This is a genomic window from Polaromonas sp. P1_F2 (assembly GCF_056405735.1).
Genome location: NZ_JBFUBN010000013.1, coordinates 80992 through 95655, shown reverse-complemented (window position 1 = coordinate 95655; position 14664 = coordinate 80992). Strand labels below are relative to the sequence as shown.

Genomic DNA, 14664 nt, shown 5'->3' with positions numbered 1-14664 from the left:
CGTGCAGAATGTGAGCCTCATACCGCTTGCAGATGCACACCCCACTCCCCGTCCCCTTCCAGCGCCTGGCCTGGTCCAACCTCGCGGCCCAATCGGCCGAACAGCTGAGCCTGGCGGCCGTGCCGCTGGTCGCGGTGCTGGTACTGGGCGCCGGACCGGGCGAGATCGGCCTGCTGGCGGCGCTGCAGACCCTGCCTTTCCTGCTGCTGGCCATCCCCCTGGGCTTGCTGGCCGACCGGGTCTCGCGCTGCCGCCTGATGGTGGCGGCCGAAACCTTGCGTGCGCTGTCCTTGCTGGCGCTGCTGGCCATGGTGCTCACGAGCCAGCTGTCGATCGCCGGGCTGGCGCTGCTGGGTTTTATCGGCGCCGTGGGCACCGTGTGCTTCAGCGTGGCCGCGCCCGCGCTGGTGCCGGCCATCGTGCCGCGTGAAGCGCTGGCACGCGCCAACGGCCGGCTGGAGTTGGCGCGCAGCATGGCTTTCGCGGCCGGGCCGGCGCTGGCCGGTGCGCTCGTCGCCTGGGCCGGGGCGCCGGCGGCCTTTGTGCTGGCGGCGATTTTGTCAGCCTCGGCCGCCGGCCTGCTGTTCAGCCTGCGCGAGCCGGCCCGCACGCCGGCCGTGGGCCGCCATGCCTTGCTGGAAATCCGCGACGGCGCGCAGTTTGTCTGGCGCCAACCCTATCTGCGCCCTATGGTGCTCACCGGCATCGTCTGGAACATCGCCTGGTTTGTGCTGCAGGCGGCTTATGTGCCTTATGCGGTGCGCGTGCTGGGCCTGACGGCACAGGGCGTGGGCATCACGCTGGGCGCTTACGGCGCGGGCATGGTGCTGGGCGCGCTGCTTTCGCCGCGCGTAGTGGCGGCCATGCCTTTCGGCCGCGCCATCCAGCTCGGCCCGGCCGTGTCGGTGCTGGCCGCCGCGACCATGGTGGCCACGCTGTTTGTTCCCAGCGGCGTGCTGGCGGGCATGGCGTTTTTCCTGTTCGGCGTGGGCCCCATTGTCTGGACCATCACCTCCACCACCCTGCGCCAGAGCATCACACCCCACGCCATGCTGGGCCGCGTCTCGGCCGTATTCCTGGCCGTCAATGCCGGCTCACGGCCCATAGGCGCGGCACTGGGCGGCGTGGTCGGTGCATCCTGGGGCGAAGCCGCCTGCCTGTGGCTGGCGCTGGCGGGCTTTGCCTTGCAGGCGATCGTGATCTTCGGCTCGCAGTTGCACGCACTGCGGCAGCTACCCGAGCCGGTGGCCTGAAAGACCGCCGGCTCTCCGCGAGGCCTTATTCCGCTGTAAGGTGCTTGCCGACGATGCCGGCGAGTTCGAACATCGTGACCTGCGGCTTGCCGAACACCGGCAACAGCTTGGCGTCGGCATTGATGGCACGCTTGTTGGCCGCGTCCTGCAGGCCTTCGGCCTTGATGTAGTCCCAGAGCTTTTTGATGACCTGGGTGCGCGCCACCGGTTCGACGCCTATCACCGCGGCCAGCGCGGCGCTGGGCTTGAGGCCTGCGCCCGGCTTGGCGACGCGCGGTGTTTTGGGCTTGGCGGTTTTGGCGGCGGGGGCCTTCTTGGCCGCCACCTTCTTCGCGGCCGGTGCTTTCGCGGCTTTCACCGCGACTGTCTTGCCGAAGGGCGTTTTCACCGTGCCGGTCTTGGCGGCCGCCGGTTTGCGCGGCGGGAATTTCGACGGCGCGAACTCGAAGTTCACCTTGTCGGCCTCCTTGTCCCAGGCCAGCATGGCCTTGAAGGGACGGCGCGTGCGCATGGAGACAAACTTGTCGAGCAGGTCGGTCTTGCCGGTTTCCAGCAGCTTGTGCATCTGCTCGCGTTCTATGGGCTGCTGCAGAATGACCTGGCCGGTCTTGAAGGTGCAGCTGGGTGTGGGTTGCGCCAGCGTGGGCACGGATTTTTCGCAGACGTAGTTCTTGCCGAGCTCGAACACGCGCGAGGCGCAGCGTGGGCAGGGGCCCAGCGACTGCTGCTCGCCGAAATCGACGATCTCGCCGGTTTCACCGTTCTTGTCGTCGCCGAAGTCGAACTCGAGCTTGTAGTTCTTCGTCTCTTCGTCGAACTTGATCACCATCTCGGCGGTGAAAGGCCAGCCGGCCTTGGAGCGGAAGCCGTCCAGCGGGCCGATTTTTTTGTCGCGCAGGAACTGCTCGACCTCGGCCACTTCAAAGGTGCGTCCGGCCGGCGTCTTGCCGAAGCTGAAGCCGCAGCCGTCATCGCCTTTTTTGCCGGTGCAGGTGTAGCGGCGGTAGTTTTCCTTGATCACGCCGCCGCAGTTGGGGCAGGGCGCCGACAGCGTGGCGTAGTCGCCGGGTATCGTGTCCTTGTCATAGCCCTTGGCCTTGTTGACGAGGTTTTCCGTCATGGCGGCGATCTCGGCCATAAAGGTCTCGCGGCTCAGCTGGCCGTGCTCCATCTGCGCCAGCTTGTGTTCCCACTCGCCGGTCAGCTCGGCCTTGGAGAGTTCTTCCACGCCCAGGCCGCGCAGCAAGGTCATGAGCTGGAAGGCCTTGGCCGTGGGGATCAGCTCGCGGCCTTCGCGCAGCATGTATTTCTCGGCGATCAGACCTTCAATCGTGGCGGCGCGCGTGGCCGGCGTGCCCAGGCCTTTTTCCTGCATGGCTTCACGCAGCTCGTCGTCGTCAATCGTCTTGCCGGCGCCTTCCATGGCGCCCAGCAGCGTGGCTTCCGAATAGCGGGCGGGCGGGCGGGTCTTCAGGCCCTTGGCCTCGACGGTTTCGGCGCGCACCATCTCGCCGGGCTTGACCGGCACCAGGCTCTGGCCCTTGTCGCCGTCCTTGGCGTCGGCCACTTCGTCGGCGGCTTCCTTGCCGTAAATCGCGAGCCAGCCCGGCTTGACCAGCACCTTGCCCTCGGTCTTGAAGCTGTGGCCGACGGCCTGCGAAATGCGCGTGGTCACCAGGTATTCGGCGCTCGGGAAGAACACCGCCATGAAGCGGCGCACCACCAGGTCGTAAAGCTTTTGTTCGGCTTCGCTGAGGCCGCTGGGCGCCTGCAGCGTGGGGATGATGGCGAAGTGGTCGCTGACCTTGGCGTTGTCGAAGATGCGCTTGCTGGGCTTGATGTAATTGCCCTTGATGGCCGTCGCCGCATGCGGCGCCAGGTGGCGCATGCCGCTGTCGGCCAGCATCTCAAAGGTCTGCTTGACCACCGGCAGGTAGTCTTCGGGCAGCGCGCGCGAATCGGTACGCGGGTAGGTCAGCGCCTTGTGGCGTTCATACAGGCTTTGCGCTATCGACAGCGTGGTCTTGGCCGAGAAGCCGAACTTGCCGTTGGCCTCGCGCTGCAAGGAGGTCAGGTCGAACAGCAGGCCGGCCGCCTGCGTGGTGGGCTTGCTTTCTTCCGTCACCGTGGCGGCCTTGCCGCGCACGGCCTCGGCAATCGCCAGCGCTTCGCGCTCGGACCAGACGCGGTCGGCCCTCAGCTCGGCGTCGGGTTCCGTGTTGTCGGCATTGGCCGCGGCTTTCTTCCATTTCGGGTCGAACCATTTGGCCGGGTATTCACCGGCCTCGGCCAGAAAGCTCGCGTGGATTTCCCAGTAGTCGCGGCTCACGAACTTGCGGATTTTTTCCTCACGCTCCACCACCACCGACAGCGTCGGCGTCTGCACGCGGCCCACGGTGGTCAGGAAGAAACCGCCGTCGCGCGAGTTGAAGGCCGTCATGGCCCGGGTGCCGTTGATGCCGACCATCCAGTCGGCTTCGGAGCGCGAACGCGCCGCGTCGGCCAGTCCTTGCATCTGCTTTTCGCTGCGCAGGCTGTCAAAGCCCTCGCGGATCGCGGCCGGCGTCATGGACTGCAGCCACAGGCGCTTGACCGGCAGCTTGCTGCCCGCGTACTGCTGGATCAGGCGAAAAATCAGCTCGCCTTCGCGGCCCGCATCGCAGGCGTTGACGAGGTTGCCCACGTCCTTGCGCTTGGCCAGCTTGACGATGGCGTTAAGCCGCGTCTTGGTCTTGTCGATGGGCTTCAAGTCAAAGTAGGGCGGGATCACCGGCAGGTTGGCGAAACTCCACTTGCCGCGCTTGACGTCGAACTCCTCGGGCGCCTGGATTTCGACCAGGTGGCCGACGGCCGAGGTGACCAGCCAGTCGTCGCTCTCGAAATATTCATCGTGTTTTTCAAACTTGCCGGCCGTCGGCGTGATGGCGCGGACGATGTCCTGCGCCACCGAGGGCTTTTCTGCAATCACAAGGGTTTTCATATGTACTTCTTCAAACCTTCTACATCTTCAGGGAACATTTCCCCGCTTTCAGCGAATACGACTTTGCCTTCACGGCCATCCGCCGACACCTTGAGCACCACCACCACGGGCAGGCCCACCGGCTTGGGCAGGAATTTGGCGACTTCGGGGGTCAGCATCCCGGCGGGAAAGCTGTAGCCCTTGGTCTTCATATATGTGGCCGCGGCGGCCGGCTGCTTATCGATGGACAGCGCCAGCACCTCCAGGCCCTGGGCCTTCCAGGCGCGCCACAGTGCTTCTATATGGGGCGATTGCACCGCGCAAAAAGGGCACCAGCTGGCCCACCAGTACACCACAAGCGTCTTTCCGCCCACCCCGGAGGGCCTCCAGGCGCTGCCGTCCAGCAGCGCCACGGGCGGCAAAGCCAGGGTGGCGCCAACCTTGGGCAGGGGGCTTTCCCCGCCCTTGGCCCACGCCGGCAGGCCCAGCCCGGCCGCGAGGGCGGCGGTCGTCTGCAGCAGGTTTCGGCGTTTGAACATGAGAGGCTCCTGGGGGACTTCGCGAGGCATCACTACAATAGCGGCTTCTCGCGCATGTACGCGCGCGGGTGCGCACGCATACGCGCGCACGCGCACATGCATGAATTAACCATACCAAAAAAATACGTCGTGTCAAAAAACCAGGCTTCCGCGTCGCTCGCGCCACTCTCTTCCATGCCCACCGCACCGGCTCCCGCCACCGACGGCCGGCGCATCCAGACACGGCGCTCCGGCGTGCACGGCAAGGGCGTCTTCGCCGTGCAGGACCTGGCCGAAGGCGAGACCCTGATCGAATACGTCGGCGAGATCATCAACTGGAAAGAGGCGCTGCGCCGCCACCCGCATGATCCCAAGGACCCGAACCACACCTTCTACTTCCACATCGACGAAGAGCATGTGATCGACGCCAAGCACGGCGGCAACTCCTCGCGCTGGATCAACCACAGCTGCAAGCCCAACTGCGAAGCCGACGAGGAAGGCGGCCGCGTCTTCATCAAGGCGCTGCGCAACATCAAGGCCGGCGAAGAACTGTTCTACGACTACGGGCTGATCATCGACGCGCCCTATACCAAGAAGCTGCTGGCCGAATACCCCTGCTGGTGCGGCGCCAAAAACTGCCGCGGCACGCTGCTGGCGCCCAAGGACGACGACAAGAAGTCCAAGGGCAAGAAGAAGTCGGCCAAAAAAGCCGATAAAAAGGCCGAGGCCAAGGCGGACAAAAAGAAGGCGGAAAAGAAGGCTGAAAAAAAAGCCGACAAAAAGCCCAAGAAGAAAAAGAAGGACTGAGCAGGCCCCTCACCCGCGCCAGCCGCCGGTCCCGGCCGCCGGCCACGCCCGGACCCTGAGCTTTCATGAGCACGCCCCCTCCTTCCCCCATCCGATGGCCCGCCGAAGCGCTCTGGGAGGCCCTGGCGCCCTCGCTGCCGGGCTTTACGGTGGAGGTGCTGCCCGAGATCGACTCCAGCAACACCGAACTGATGCGCCGCTTCCGCGGCAGCCCCACCGCCGAACCCCGGCCCGAGCCGTTGCTGCTGGTGGCCGAGCAGCAGACCGCCGGGCGCGGCCGCTTGGGCCGCCAGTGGCAAAGCCGGCGCGGCGACAGCCTGACCTTTTCCCTGGGCCTGCCGCTGGCGCCCGCCGACTGGTCCGGCCTGTCGCTGGTGGCAGGTGTCAGCGTGGCCGACAGCCTGGAGCCCCTCACCGCCAGTCCCGGCGGCAAGCCGCGCATAGGCCTCAAATGGCCCAACGACCTCTGGCTGTCCACACCCCAAGGTGAACGCAAGCTGGCCGGCATCCTGGTCGAGACCGCCAGCTGGGAAGGCCTGCGTTATGTGGTCATCGGCATAGGCATCAACATCCGTGCCGTGACGCTCGACGCCCCGCCGGCCCCGGCCGCCGCGCTGCCCGCCATCCCGCCGGGCAGCCTGCAGGAGTTGCTGCCCGACATCGATGCACCAGCCACGCTGCTGCGCGTTATCCCGCCGCTGGTGCAGGCCGTGCAGGCGTTTGAGCGCTTTGGCTTCGCGCCCTTCCAGGCGCGTTTCGCGGCCCGCGACGTGCTGGCCGGCCGGGCCGTGCAGCTCTCCGACGGCACCACCGGCACGGCCCACGGCGCGGGCGAAAACGGCGCGCTGCTGGTGCATACTGCGGCTGGCATGAAAGAAATCACCAGCTCCGAAGTCAGCGTGCGGCCCGCGGCGGCACACACCCCGCAAGGCGCGCGCCCATGCTGAGGCTGCTGGTGCTGGTGTTGCTGCTGGCCAATGCCGGCTACTTCGCCTGGACGCAGGGCCTGCTGGCCGACTACGGTTTTGCCCCGGCCGTCCAGGCCGAACCGCAGCGCCTGGCCCAGCAGGTACGGCCCCAGGCCATGCAGCTGCTGACGGCCGCCGACGCGCGCCAGCTCGAAAACGCCGCATCCCCCGCCGCCCCGGCGCAAGCCGCCGCCGAATGCCTGCAGGCCGGCCTGTTCAGCCCCGAACAAAGCACCGCCCTGCGCACCGGCCTCGAAAGCAGCCTGCCCATCGGCAGCTGGACGCTGGAAAGCAGCGTGGAGCCGGGCCGCTGGATCGTCTACATGGGCAAGTACAACAGCGAAGACGCCCTCGTCAAAAAACGCACCGAGTTGCGCGGCCTGGGCGTGTCCTTTGAGGCCCTGGTCAACCCCGCGCTGGGGCCCGGCCTGTCGCTGGGCCACTACAGCTCGCAGGCCGAGGCCGAGCGCGAACTGGCCAAGGCCGCCACGCGCGGCGTTCGCACCGCCAAGGTGGTGCTGGAGCGGCCCGAGGCACGCGGCCAGCTGCTGAAGCTGCCGGCCGCCGATGCGGCGATCAAGGCGAAACTGGACGCGCTCAAGCCACAACTGGCAGGCAGAGCGCTCCAGGCTTGCCAATAACTTTCTAGACGGCTTTCCAGGCGCGTAGCGGCACGCAAGTCTGCAGCCGCGTCACCGCCTGATCCATCAGCGCCGGATGCAGCTCATGGCCCAGCGAGCGGGCCACGTCCAGCGTCGCGTCGGCGCCCAGTTCCATCAGGTGATCAAAATCGCTGCGCGTGCGCGCCAGCGGCACGACCTCGTCGTTCTGGCCGTGCAGCAGGTGCAGGGTGGTCAGCGCGGGCGCGCGGGCCGGCCAGACCTGGTAGCCGCCGCCGAAGGACAGCAGGCGGCCCGCCAGGCCGTCGTGCGCGTCGCTGAAAGCCAGCGCCAGGCTGGCGCCCGCGCCAAAACCGGCCAGCGCCGTGTCCGACTGCAGGATCTCAAAACGCTGCTGCTGCGCGCGCACAAAGGCGGCCAGCGCTTCCACGCGCGCGGCCAGGGCCGCCGCATCGTCCAGCCCGGCCGCCGCGGCGCCCGCCGCATCGGCGTGCGGGCCCGACAGGCCCTCGGGGATCAGCACGGCGGCCCCGGGAAAAGCGCCGCCCAGCAGGTTGCCCAGCTCCAGCATGTCGGCGGCAGAGCCGCCCGCGTCGTGCAGCAGCACAAACAGCTGGCGCGGCGTGGCGCCGGCGGGCAGCAGTTCAATGGTTTCGGTATCGAGCGGGTTCATGGCGGGCGGGCGTTGAGGCAGGGTCAAAAAAGGCACTTGGGGCCTCCGCGGCGGCTTTCAAGCACTGTACCCGGCCCGCTATGCCGGCGCCATGCGGTGGGCGTCCTCCATCACCAGCGAGGCATGCAGGCCTATGCCGGCCGCCACCCCACCGGCGCAGGCAAAGGTGATGCTGTGCGGCACGCGGGCCATGTCGCCGCCCGCGTAGACGCCGGCCACGCTGGTCAGGCCCCAGGCGTCGATGCGCACGATGGGACCGAAGGGCGAATCGTCAAACGCGCAGCCCAGCGCCGCCGCCAGTGGGCTGGTCATGCGCACCTGCGTGCCCACCAGCAAGGCCTTGATCGCCACCTGCCGGCCGTCCCGCAGCAGCACGCCGTCCAGCGCGGGCGCGGCCCCCTGCAGTTCGGCGATAGGGCTGGACTCGACCTTGACCTTGCGCGCGGCCAGCAGCGCCTGCTCTTCGGCAGACACCGCCACCACGCCCTGGGTGAACAGCGTCACCTCGCCCCAGTCGGCGAACAGCACGGCCTGGTGCACCGACATCGGCCCGGTTCCCAGCACGCCGATGGCGCCGCCGCCGATCTCATAACCATGGCAATAGGGGCAGTGCACCACGGTTTTGCCCCAGCGTTCCTGGAGGCCGGGAAGCTCGGGCAGCACGTCGGCCACGCCGGTGGCCAGCAGCAGGCGACGCCCGGTGAACCAGCGCATGCCGTCCTCGGCCTCGACGACAAAGCCCGCCTCGCCGCTGTCCACCCGGCTCACGCGTCCGTTGAAAATCTGCACCGTCGGATAGGCCCGCAACTGCTGTCTGGCCTCGGCCAGGACCTGCGAACCCGGCTTGCCGTCATGGCCCAGCACGCCGTGCGACTCCGACGCGAAACGGTTGCGCGGCAGGCCGGCGTCGATCACCAGCACCTGGCGCCGGGCGCGAGCCAGCTGCAGCGCGGCGGACAGCCCGGCAAAACTGCCGCCCACGATGATGGCGTCATGCAGCATGGCCGGCCTCCGGTGAATGGGGGTGCGCGGCGTGGCCGGCATGAGCCGCCATGGCGCGGTTGAAGTCGGCCGACAAGTCGGCCAAGGTGACCTCGGCCAAGCGCTTCGCCAGCAGGGCCTCGGCCTCGCGCAGGCTGCCGGCCAGCGCGCGCTGCACCGACTGCTCGATGACGCAGCCGTCGGCATGCGGGGCCTCGCCGTCCGCCTCGAGGCGGTCTCCCAGAGCCATCTGCACGTCAAGCAGCGTGACCGAAGCCAGGTCCCGCGCCAGCACCCAGCCCCCGCCGTGGCCCCGCTCAGACACCACAAAACCGGCCTCGCGCAGGCCCGCCATGGTGCGCCGCACCACCACCGCGTGCGTACGCAGGCATGCCGCGAGTTCGTCCGAGGTCATGGGCTCGCCGCGGTGGGCCATGTGCAACAGCGCGTGCAGGACGGCCGAAAGCCGGCCTTTTGATTTCATGTAACTTATCATGTTGCATGATTCTACGGATGCCGTTTGCCGGCGCCCGCGCCCGGCCGCAAATCCCCACGCGGCGCGGGGCCAATACCGGGCGATCCGGCGTCTTCCGGCCCCGGCCCGCCGGCTGGGCGAAAATCAGCGCTTTTACGCATCCCGGCCATCCGGAGTTACCACATGAAAATCGCAAAAGACACCGCCGTCACCCTCAGCTACAAGGTGGCGGACGCCCAGGGCAAGCTGGTCGAGCAGAGCAACACGCCCATGGTTTACCTGCACGGCGGCTACGGCAACACCCTGCCCAAGATCGAGGAAGCGCTGGACGGCCAGGAAGCCGGCTTCCAGACCGTGCTGGCGCTGGAGCCACAGGACGCCTTCGGCCTGCGCGACGAAAGCCTGGTGCAGACCATCCCCCGCACGCAGTTTCCGCCCGGGGTCAAGGTCGGCGGCCAGCTCGAGGGCCGCGGCGAGGACGGCCGCCAGCACGTCTTCAACGTCATCAAGGTCAAGGGCGACACCGTCATGCTGGACGGCAACCACCCGCTGGCCGGCAAGGCCTTGCGGTTTACCCTGAAGGTCACCGCCGTGCGCGCTGCCTCGGAAGAGGAAATCGCCCACCGCCACGTGCACGGCGAGCACGGCCACCACCACTGATCCGCGTTTCACCACCGATTAGCGGTTTTATTCACCACGTTACCCCCCGTTACGGCTAAAAAACGCCCGCTGGCCTACAGTGGGACTGAGCCTACGCATCCCGAAGGCGGCCGACGACAGGCCCCGCGCGGGATGACGGCTAAGTTCGTGGATTAACTTCGGGGGTTCCATGGTGATCAACGCGTTCCTTGTCGAGGACAAGCCGGACATACGCAATACCTTGGTGGAAGCCATGGAAGAAATCGCGCCGCTGCGCTTTGTCGGCCACGCCGATTCCGAGACCGGCGCACGCCTGTGGCTTCACAACCATGAAGACTGGGACCTTGCCATCGTCGACCTGTTCCTCGCCGAAGGTTCCGGCTTTGGCGTGCTCAAGGACTGCCAGCGGCGCAAGCCGGGCCAGAAAGTGGTGGTGCTGACCAGCCACAGCCAGGAAAACCTCTTGCTGCGTTGCCGCGAGTTGGGCGCCGATGAGGTGTTTGACAAATCGCAGGATGTGGAGAAGCTGGTGAGGTTTTGTCAGCATCATGCTGAAAGTCTGGATGGGGTGTTGCCACCGGCGCAGTGAGCCGGGGCTTGCTCCCGGTTTGCTTGCCCGCGCCCTTTGCAAAGGCTTGCTGGCCGGGAGTCGCCCGGCATGCGACTCACTTTCTTTTGCTTCGCCAAAAGAAAGTAAGCAAAGAAAAGGCGACCCTGGTTGCTGCGTCCCTCCGCTTCGCTGCGGGCAACCTGCGGTGCTCGGTTCAGGCGGGGTCTCGCTAAACTCGCCTTCGGCTCAAACAACGCGATCCCTGATCCGCCTGAACCTGCGCTCCTCAGCGCATCCACAAGGGGTGGGGAAGGAATGCCAAATTCAAATACCGAATGCTTGAAGAAACAAGGACTCGCCGCGGCGAGTCCTTGTTTGTATTTATCTTCTTTGCATTTCTGTCTTCGGTTCCCGCTCCCGATTGCCCCGTCCTGGCTGGGCCGAGGAGCGCAGACGTAGGCGGATCAGGGATCGCGCTTGTCTGAGCGAAGCGAGTTTGCGCGAGACCCCGCCGTAGTCGAGCACCGCAGGTTGCCCGTAGCGAAGCGTAGGGACCCAGACTGCGGGTCGCCTTTTCTTTGGTGACTTTCTTTTGGCGAAGCAAAAGAAAGTTACTTGCCGCCGGGCAATCCCCGGCCAGCAGAACTCAGCAAAGAGCGCCAAAGCCGGAGCAAGACCCGGCCAACTCACCCCGAGATGAAATTGATGTTGGCGCGCGTGGGGTCGTTCCCATGAACCGCGAAAACGTTGATCCCCATCTGGTAATACTTGTAGCCGTGCGCGTCGAGAAGAGCACGCAGCGCGTCCTGGTCGGTCTTGAGCCACTCGATCCACAGATGAGGTTTGTGGGCCTCGATGGTTTTGAGTGCGCCTGCCAGTCCTTCAAGTTCCATGCCTTCGATGTCCATCTTGATGAAGTCCAGGCGGGGTAGCTTGAGGCCGTCCACCGTGATCATCCTGACCGTCTGGCTGTTCTGCTCGGAATAATCGATGGGCTGCCCGATAAATTCGTTTTTTTCGCTTTGGCGCAATTCGAGAGAGCCGAAACTCCCGGGTACCAGGTAGTCGGGTCTGGGAATTTTCATCTCGCCTTCCTCGGCGCCCAGCGCAGCGTGGTAGGCCCTTGCGTTAAAGCAGTTGTTGATGGCGATGTTGCCGGCGAGGGCGTAATAAATCCTTTCCTGGGCTTCGACGGCGATGACCTTTCCCCAGCCGTGCATATGCCTGGCCCACTCGATGGTGTGAACGCCCATGTTCGCGCCGATGTCAAGCGCGACAACGCCGTCGCCGAAAGCGTCCCGGCGCAAAGTCAGCAGTTGCAAGACCGTGTCGACTTCCCCGGGATCAAACTCCGAGTTCTGGAGAATTTGATAGCCGACGCCGTAGCCGCGCCCGTCGTCGGTCATGTGGTGGTCGTTGCGATTGACGATCATGGTTCCATGATTGGATGAGGCCAATACAAAGGGCAGGGGGCGAGCAACAAAAGCCATGGCAAATCTTTCTGGTCGAGCAAAAAATCCCGAACTTGCGGTTAACGCAAGCCCGACGTCGCGGCAAGGTTACGCCCGGCACGCGTTCACGCAGCATCAGGCGCGCATCAAGGCCTCAATTTCATCCCCATCCACCGGCACCCCGCGCGTCATCAGTTCACACCCCTTGGCCGTGACCAGCGCGTCGTCCTCAATCCGGATGCCGATATTCCAGAACTCCCTGGGCACGTTCTTGCCGGGGCGCACATAGAGGCCGGGCTCTATCGTCAGCACCATGCCGGGCCGCAGGATGCGCGAGGGCTTGCGCATGATGGGCTGGCCCATGGCGTCCTTGTCGGGGCGTGGTTTGCTGCCGGGTTCGCTGTAATCGCCGCAGTCGTGCACGTCCATGCCCATCCAGTGGCTGGTGCGGTGCATGTAGAACTGGCGATAAGCGCCGGACTCGAGCACGTCGTCGACCTTGCCGTGTTTGGCCTTGGGTAGCAGGCCGGTGTCCAGCATGCCCTGGGCCAGCACGCGCAGCGCGGCCTCGTGCGGGTCGTTGAAGCGCTTGCCGGGCTTGGTCGCTTTCACCGCGGCGTACTGGGACTCCACCACGATGTCATACAGGCGGCGCTGGGCCGGCGTGAATTTTCCGTCCGCCGGGAAGGTGCGCGTGATGTCGCTGGCATAGCCGTCGAGTTCACAGCCCGCGTCTATCAGGCACAGCTCGCCGGCCCTGAGTTCGGCGTCGCCGGCGCGGTAGTGCAGCACGCAGGCATTGGCGCCTGCGGCGACGATGCTGGTGTAGGCCGGGAACTGCGAGCCGTGGCGGCGGAACTCGTGCAGCAGCTCGGCTTCCAGGTGGTATTCGCGCAGGCCGCCCTTGACGGGATCACGCAGCATGGCGGCCGAGGTCTGCATGGCGCGCACATGCGCGCCCGCCGAGATTTTTCCGGCGCGGCGCAGGGTGGCGATCTCGTGGCTGTCCTTGAAGAGGCGCATCTCGTCGAGCACACCGCACAGGTCATGCCGGCTTTGCGGGCATTCGTCGCCCAGGCGCACGCGGGCGCGCACCTTGTCGAGCCAGCCGTCGACGCGGGCGTCCAGGCCTTCATGCGTGGCAAAGGGGAACCACACCGACTTCTGGTTGGCCAGCAGGGCCGGCATCCGCGTGTCCAGCGCCTCGATGCTGGAGGCGGCATCCACGCCCAGCCGGGCCGGTGCGGCCTTGGGGCCCAGGCGTATGCCGTCCCAGATTTCGCGCTCCAGGTCCTTGGGGCGGCAAAACAGCGTGCTCTTGCCGCTGGCGTCTATCGCCAGCCAGGCCTCGGGCTCGTCAAAGCCGGTCAGGTAATAGAAGTAGCTGTCGTGCCGGTACGGAAAATCGCTGTCGCGGTTGCGCGGGTACTCGCGCGCGGTCGGCAGCAGGGCGACGCCGCCGCCGGCTGCTTTCAAGGCGCGGGCCACGGCGGCACGGCGTTTCTGGTAAATCGTGGTGGTGCTCATGGTGGCTGCGCTTTGGGTTTGTTAGTTCGTGGTGGCGGCTGCCCGGTTCAACTCATCCAGCCGGGCCGGCGTGCCCACATCGGTCCAGGGCCCGGTGTACAGCTCGGCGCTGACCCGGCCATTGTCCATCGCGGCGCGCAGCAAGGGGGCCAGTGGGGCTTTGAGGCCTTCGGGGTTGCCGAAGGGCATGCTGTTGAAGAGTTCCCGGCGGTACAGGCCTATGGTGCTGTAGGTGAATTTGGGTTGCGGACTGTCCTTGGCCAGGTTCAGCGCCAGGCCGTCCGGGCCCAGGCCGAAGTCGCCCTGCGGGTTGTGGGGCGGGTTGGCCACCAGCCAGAGGTGGGCCAGCTTGCCGCCGGCGGCAAAACAGTCTACGGCGGCCTGGCTGAATTCAAAGCCCGGCACAAACACGTCGCCCGCCAATAGCCAGAACACCTCGCCCAGCAGCGGCATCGCGCGCGCGATGCCGCCGGCGGTTTCCAGCGCGCCGCCGAAATCGACGCCTTCGTGTGAATAGGCAATCGACAGCGGCGTGCGGCTTGGCTGGCTGAAGTGGTTTTCAATCTGCTCGCCGAGCCAGGCGGTGTTGATCACCAGGTCGGTGAAGCCGCCGCGCGCCAGCGCCTCGGCATGCCAGTCGATCAGCGGCTTGCCGCGCACCTTCAGCAGGGGCTTGGGCGTGCTGTCGGTCAGCGGGCGCATGCGCTCGCCGCGGCCGGCGGCCATGATCATGGCTTTGATGGCCGGGCCGCTCACTGCGTATCCCCGCGGTCCAGCGAGCGCTGCTCGGTCCATTCCGGGTTAAAACGCCGTATCAGCGCATCCATCAGGCCGCGCGCGCGCGCCGAGTGGTCGGCGCCGAAGTTGCACACATATACGTCCAAGGTCACGGCTTTTTGCTCGGGCCAGGTGTGAACGCACACATGCGATTCGGCCAGCAGCACGGTGGCCGTGATGCCGCCCGGGCCGTGCACGGTGTCGGGAAAGGTGTGGAACAGCTGGTTGACCGCCTGCAGGCCGGCGGCTCGCACGGCTTCGACGCACCAGTCGCCCAGGCGGGCGGCATCGGTGAGCCAGGCGGGATCGCAGCGGCATTTGTAAAGGTCGGCGGTCAGGTGTAAGCCTTGCATCCCCCGACTTTAGACGATGCGCGGCCCCGTTCCGGCCGTAACTTGGTTCCATATCCCGCCAAATTCCCGGGCCGGGGCCAGACGGTAAAATACCGGGTTACCCCTGATCTTTC

Annotated in this window: 15 protein-coding genes; 6 read left to right on the top strand and 9 right to left on the bottom strand. The window is 66.3% G+C overall.

What is annotated here, in order from left to right; all coding sequences use genetic code 11:
- The first annotated feature begins 32 nt into the window (after positions 1-32).
- On the top strand, positions 33-1253 hold the full coding sequence (locus AC1D0O_RS21640) for an MFS transporter (RefSeq protein WP_477655556.1): 1221 nt from the start codon (positions 33-35) through the stop codon (positions 1251-1253).
- A gap of 25 nt (positions 1254-1278) precedes the next feature.
- Here AC1D0O_RS21640 and AC1D0O_RS21635 read toward each other — a convergent pair whose 3' ends face one another.
- Positions 1279-4233, bottom strand: a complete 2955-nt coding sequence (locus AC1D0O_RS21635; protein ID WP_477655555.1) for a DNA topoisomerase III — start codon at positions 4231-4233, stop codon at positions 1279-1281.
- Positions 4230-4751, bottom strand: coding sequence for a TlpA disulfide reductase family protein (locus AC1D0O_RS21630; RefSeq protein WP_477655554.1), 522 nt, complete (start codon positions 4749-4751; stop codon positions 4230-4232). Before AC1D0O_RS21630 ends, AC1D0O_RS21635 begins: the two co-directional genes overlap by 4 nt.
- A 174-nt stretch (positions 4752-4925) precedes the next feature.
- Between AC1D0O_RS21630 and AC1D0O_RS21625 the strand changes: the two genes are divergently transcribed.
- The 3 genes from AC1D0O_RS21625 to AC1D0O_RS21615 all read left to right on the top strand — a co-directional run bounded on the left by AC1D0O_RS21625 (position 4926) and on the right by AC1D0O_RS21615 (position 7146).
- Positions 4926-5537, top strand: a complete 612-nt coding sequence (locus AC1D0O_RS21625; protein WP_477655553.1) for an SET domain-containing protein — start codon at positions 4926-4928, stop codon at positions 5535-5537.
- A 65-nt stretch (positions 5538-5602) separates the two neighbouring features.
- Complete coding sequence (locus tag AC1D0O_RS21620) at positions 5603-6484, top strand: biotin--[acetyl-CoA-carboxylase] ligase (RefSeq protein WP_477655552.1); 882 nt, start codon at positions 5603-5605, stop codon at positions 6482-6484.
- The gene (locus AC1D0O_RS21615) at positions 6478-7146 is read left to right on the top strand and encodes an SPOR domain-containing protein (RefSeq protein ID WP_477655551.1); all 669 of its coding nucleotides are present in this window, start codon (positions 6478-6480) and stop codon (positions 7144-7146) included. The genes AC1D0O_RS21620 and AC1D0O_RS21615 overlap by 7 nt, the downstream gene beginning before the upstream one ends.
- Positions 7147-7150: 4 nt before the next feature.
- On the opposite strand, the gene ypfH is transcribed toward AC1D0O_RS21615, so the two are convergent.
- The 3 genes from ypfH to AC1D0O_RS21600 all read right to left on the bottom strand — a co-directional run bounded on the left by ypfH (position 7151) and on the right by AC1D0O_RS21600 (position 9263).
- Positions 7151-7798 carry an esterase gene (gene ypfH / locus AC1D0O_RS21610; protein WP_477655550.1) on the bottom strand — a complete coding sequence of 216 codons (648 nt, stop codon included), beginning with the start codon at positions 7796-7798 and terminating at the stop codon, positions 7151-7153.
- Positions 7799-7876: 78 nt separating this feature from the next.
- Entirely contained in the window at positions 7877-8800 is a 924-nt protein-coding gene (locus AC1D0O_RS21605; protein ID WP_477655549.1) for an NAD(P)/FAD-dependent oxidoreductase, read from the bottom strand.
- Positions 8790-9263, bottom strand: a complete 474-nt coding sequence (locus AC1D0O_RS21600) for an Rrf2 family transcriptional regulator (RefSeq protein ID WP_477655548.1) — start codon at positions 9261-9263, stop codon at positions 8790-8792. Before AC1D0O_RS21600 ends, AC1D0O_RS21605 begins: the two co-directional genes overlap by 11 nt.
- Before the next feature lie 174 nt (positions 9264-9437).
- Here AC1D0O_RS21600 and AC1D0O_RS21595 point away from each other — a divergent pair, with 174 nt between their 5' ends.
- Positions 9438-9914: an FKBP-type peptidyl-prolyl cis-trans isomerase gene (locus AC1D0O_RS21595; RefSeq protein WP_477655547.1), complete on the top strand. Its 477-nt coding sequence runs from the start codon at positions 9438-9440 to the stop codon at positions 9912-9914.
- 169 nt (positions 9915-10083) lie between these two features.
- A complete protein-coding gene (locus AC1D0O_RS21590; RefSeq protein ID WP_477655546.1) occupies positions 10084-10482 on the top strand; it encodes a response regulator in 399 nt (132 codons plus the stop codon).
- Positions 10483-11129: 647 nt separating this feature from the next.
- On the opposite strand, the gene AC1D0O_RS21585 is transcribed toward AC1D0O_RS21590, so the two are convergent.
- The 4 genes from AC1D0O_RS21585 to speD form a co-directional block, all read right to left on the bottom strand.
- Positions 11130-11876, bottom strand: coding sequence for an FkbM family methyltransferase (locus AC1D0O_RS21585; protein WP_477655545.1), 747 nt, complete (start codon positions 11874-11876; stop codon positions 11130-11132).
- Between the two features lie 153 nt (positions 11877-12029).
- The gene (locus tag AC1D0O_RS21580; protein ID WP_477655544.1) at positions 12030-13421 is read right to left on the bottom strand and encodes an aminopeptidase P N-terminal domain-containing protein; all 1392 of its coding nucleotides are present in this window, start codon (positions 13419-13421) and stop codon (positions 12030-12032) included.
- A 21-nt stretch (positions 13422-13442) separates the two neighbouring features.
- Complete coding sequence (gene murU / locus AC1D0O_RS21575) at positions 13443-14153, bottom strand: N-acetylmuramate alpha-1-phosphate uridylyltransferase MurU (RefSeq protein WP_477655543.1); 711 nt, start codon at positions 14151-14153, stop codon at positions 13443-13445.
- Positions 14154-14173: 20 nt separating this feature from the next.
- Positions 14174-14551: an adenosylmethionine decarboxylase gene (gene speD / locus AC1D0O_RS21570; RefSeq protein ID WP_477655542.1), complete on the bottom strand. Its 378-nt coding sequence runs from the start codon at positions 14549-14551 to the stop codon at positions 14174-14176.
- Positions 14552-14664: the final 113 nt, after the last annotated feature.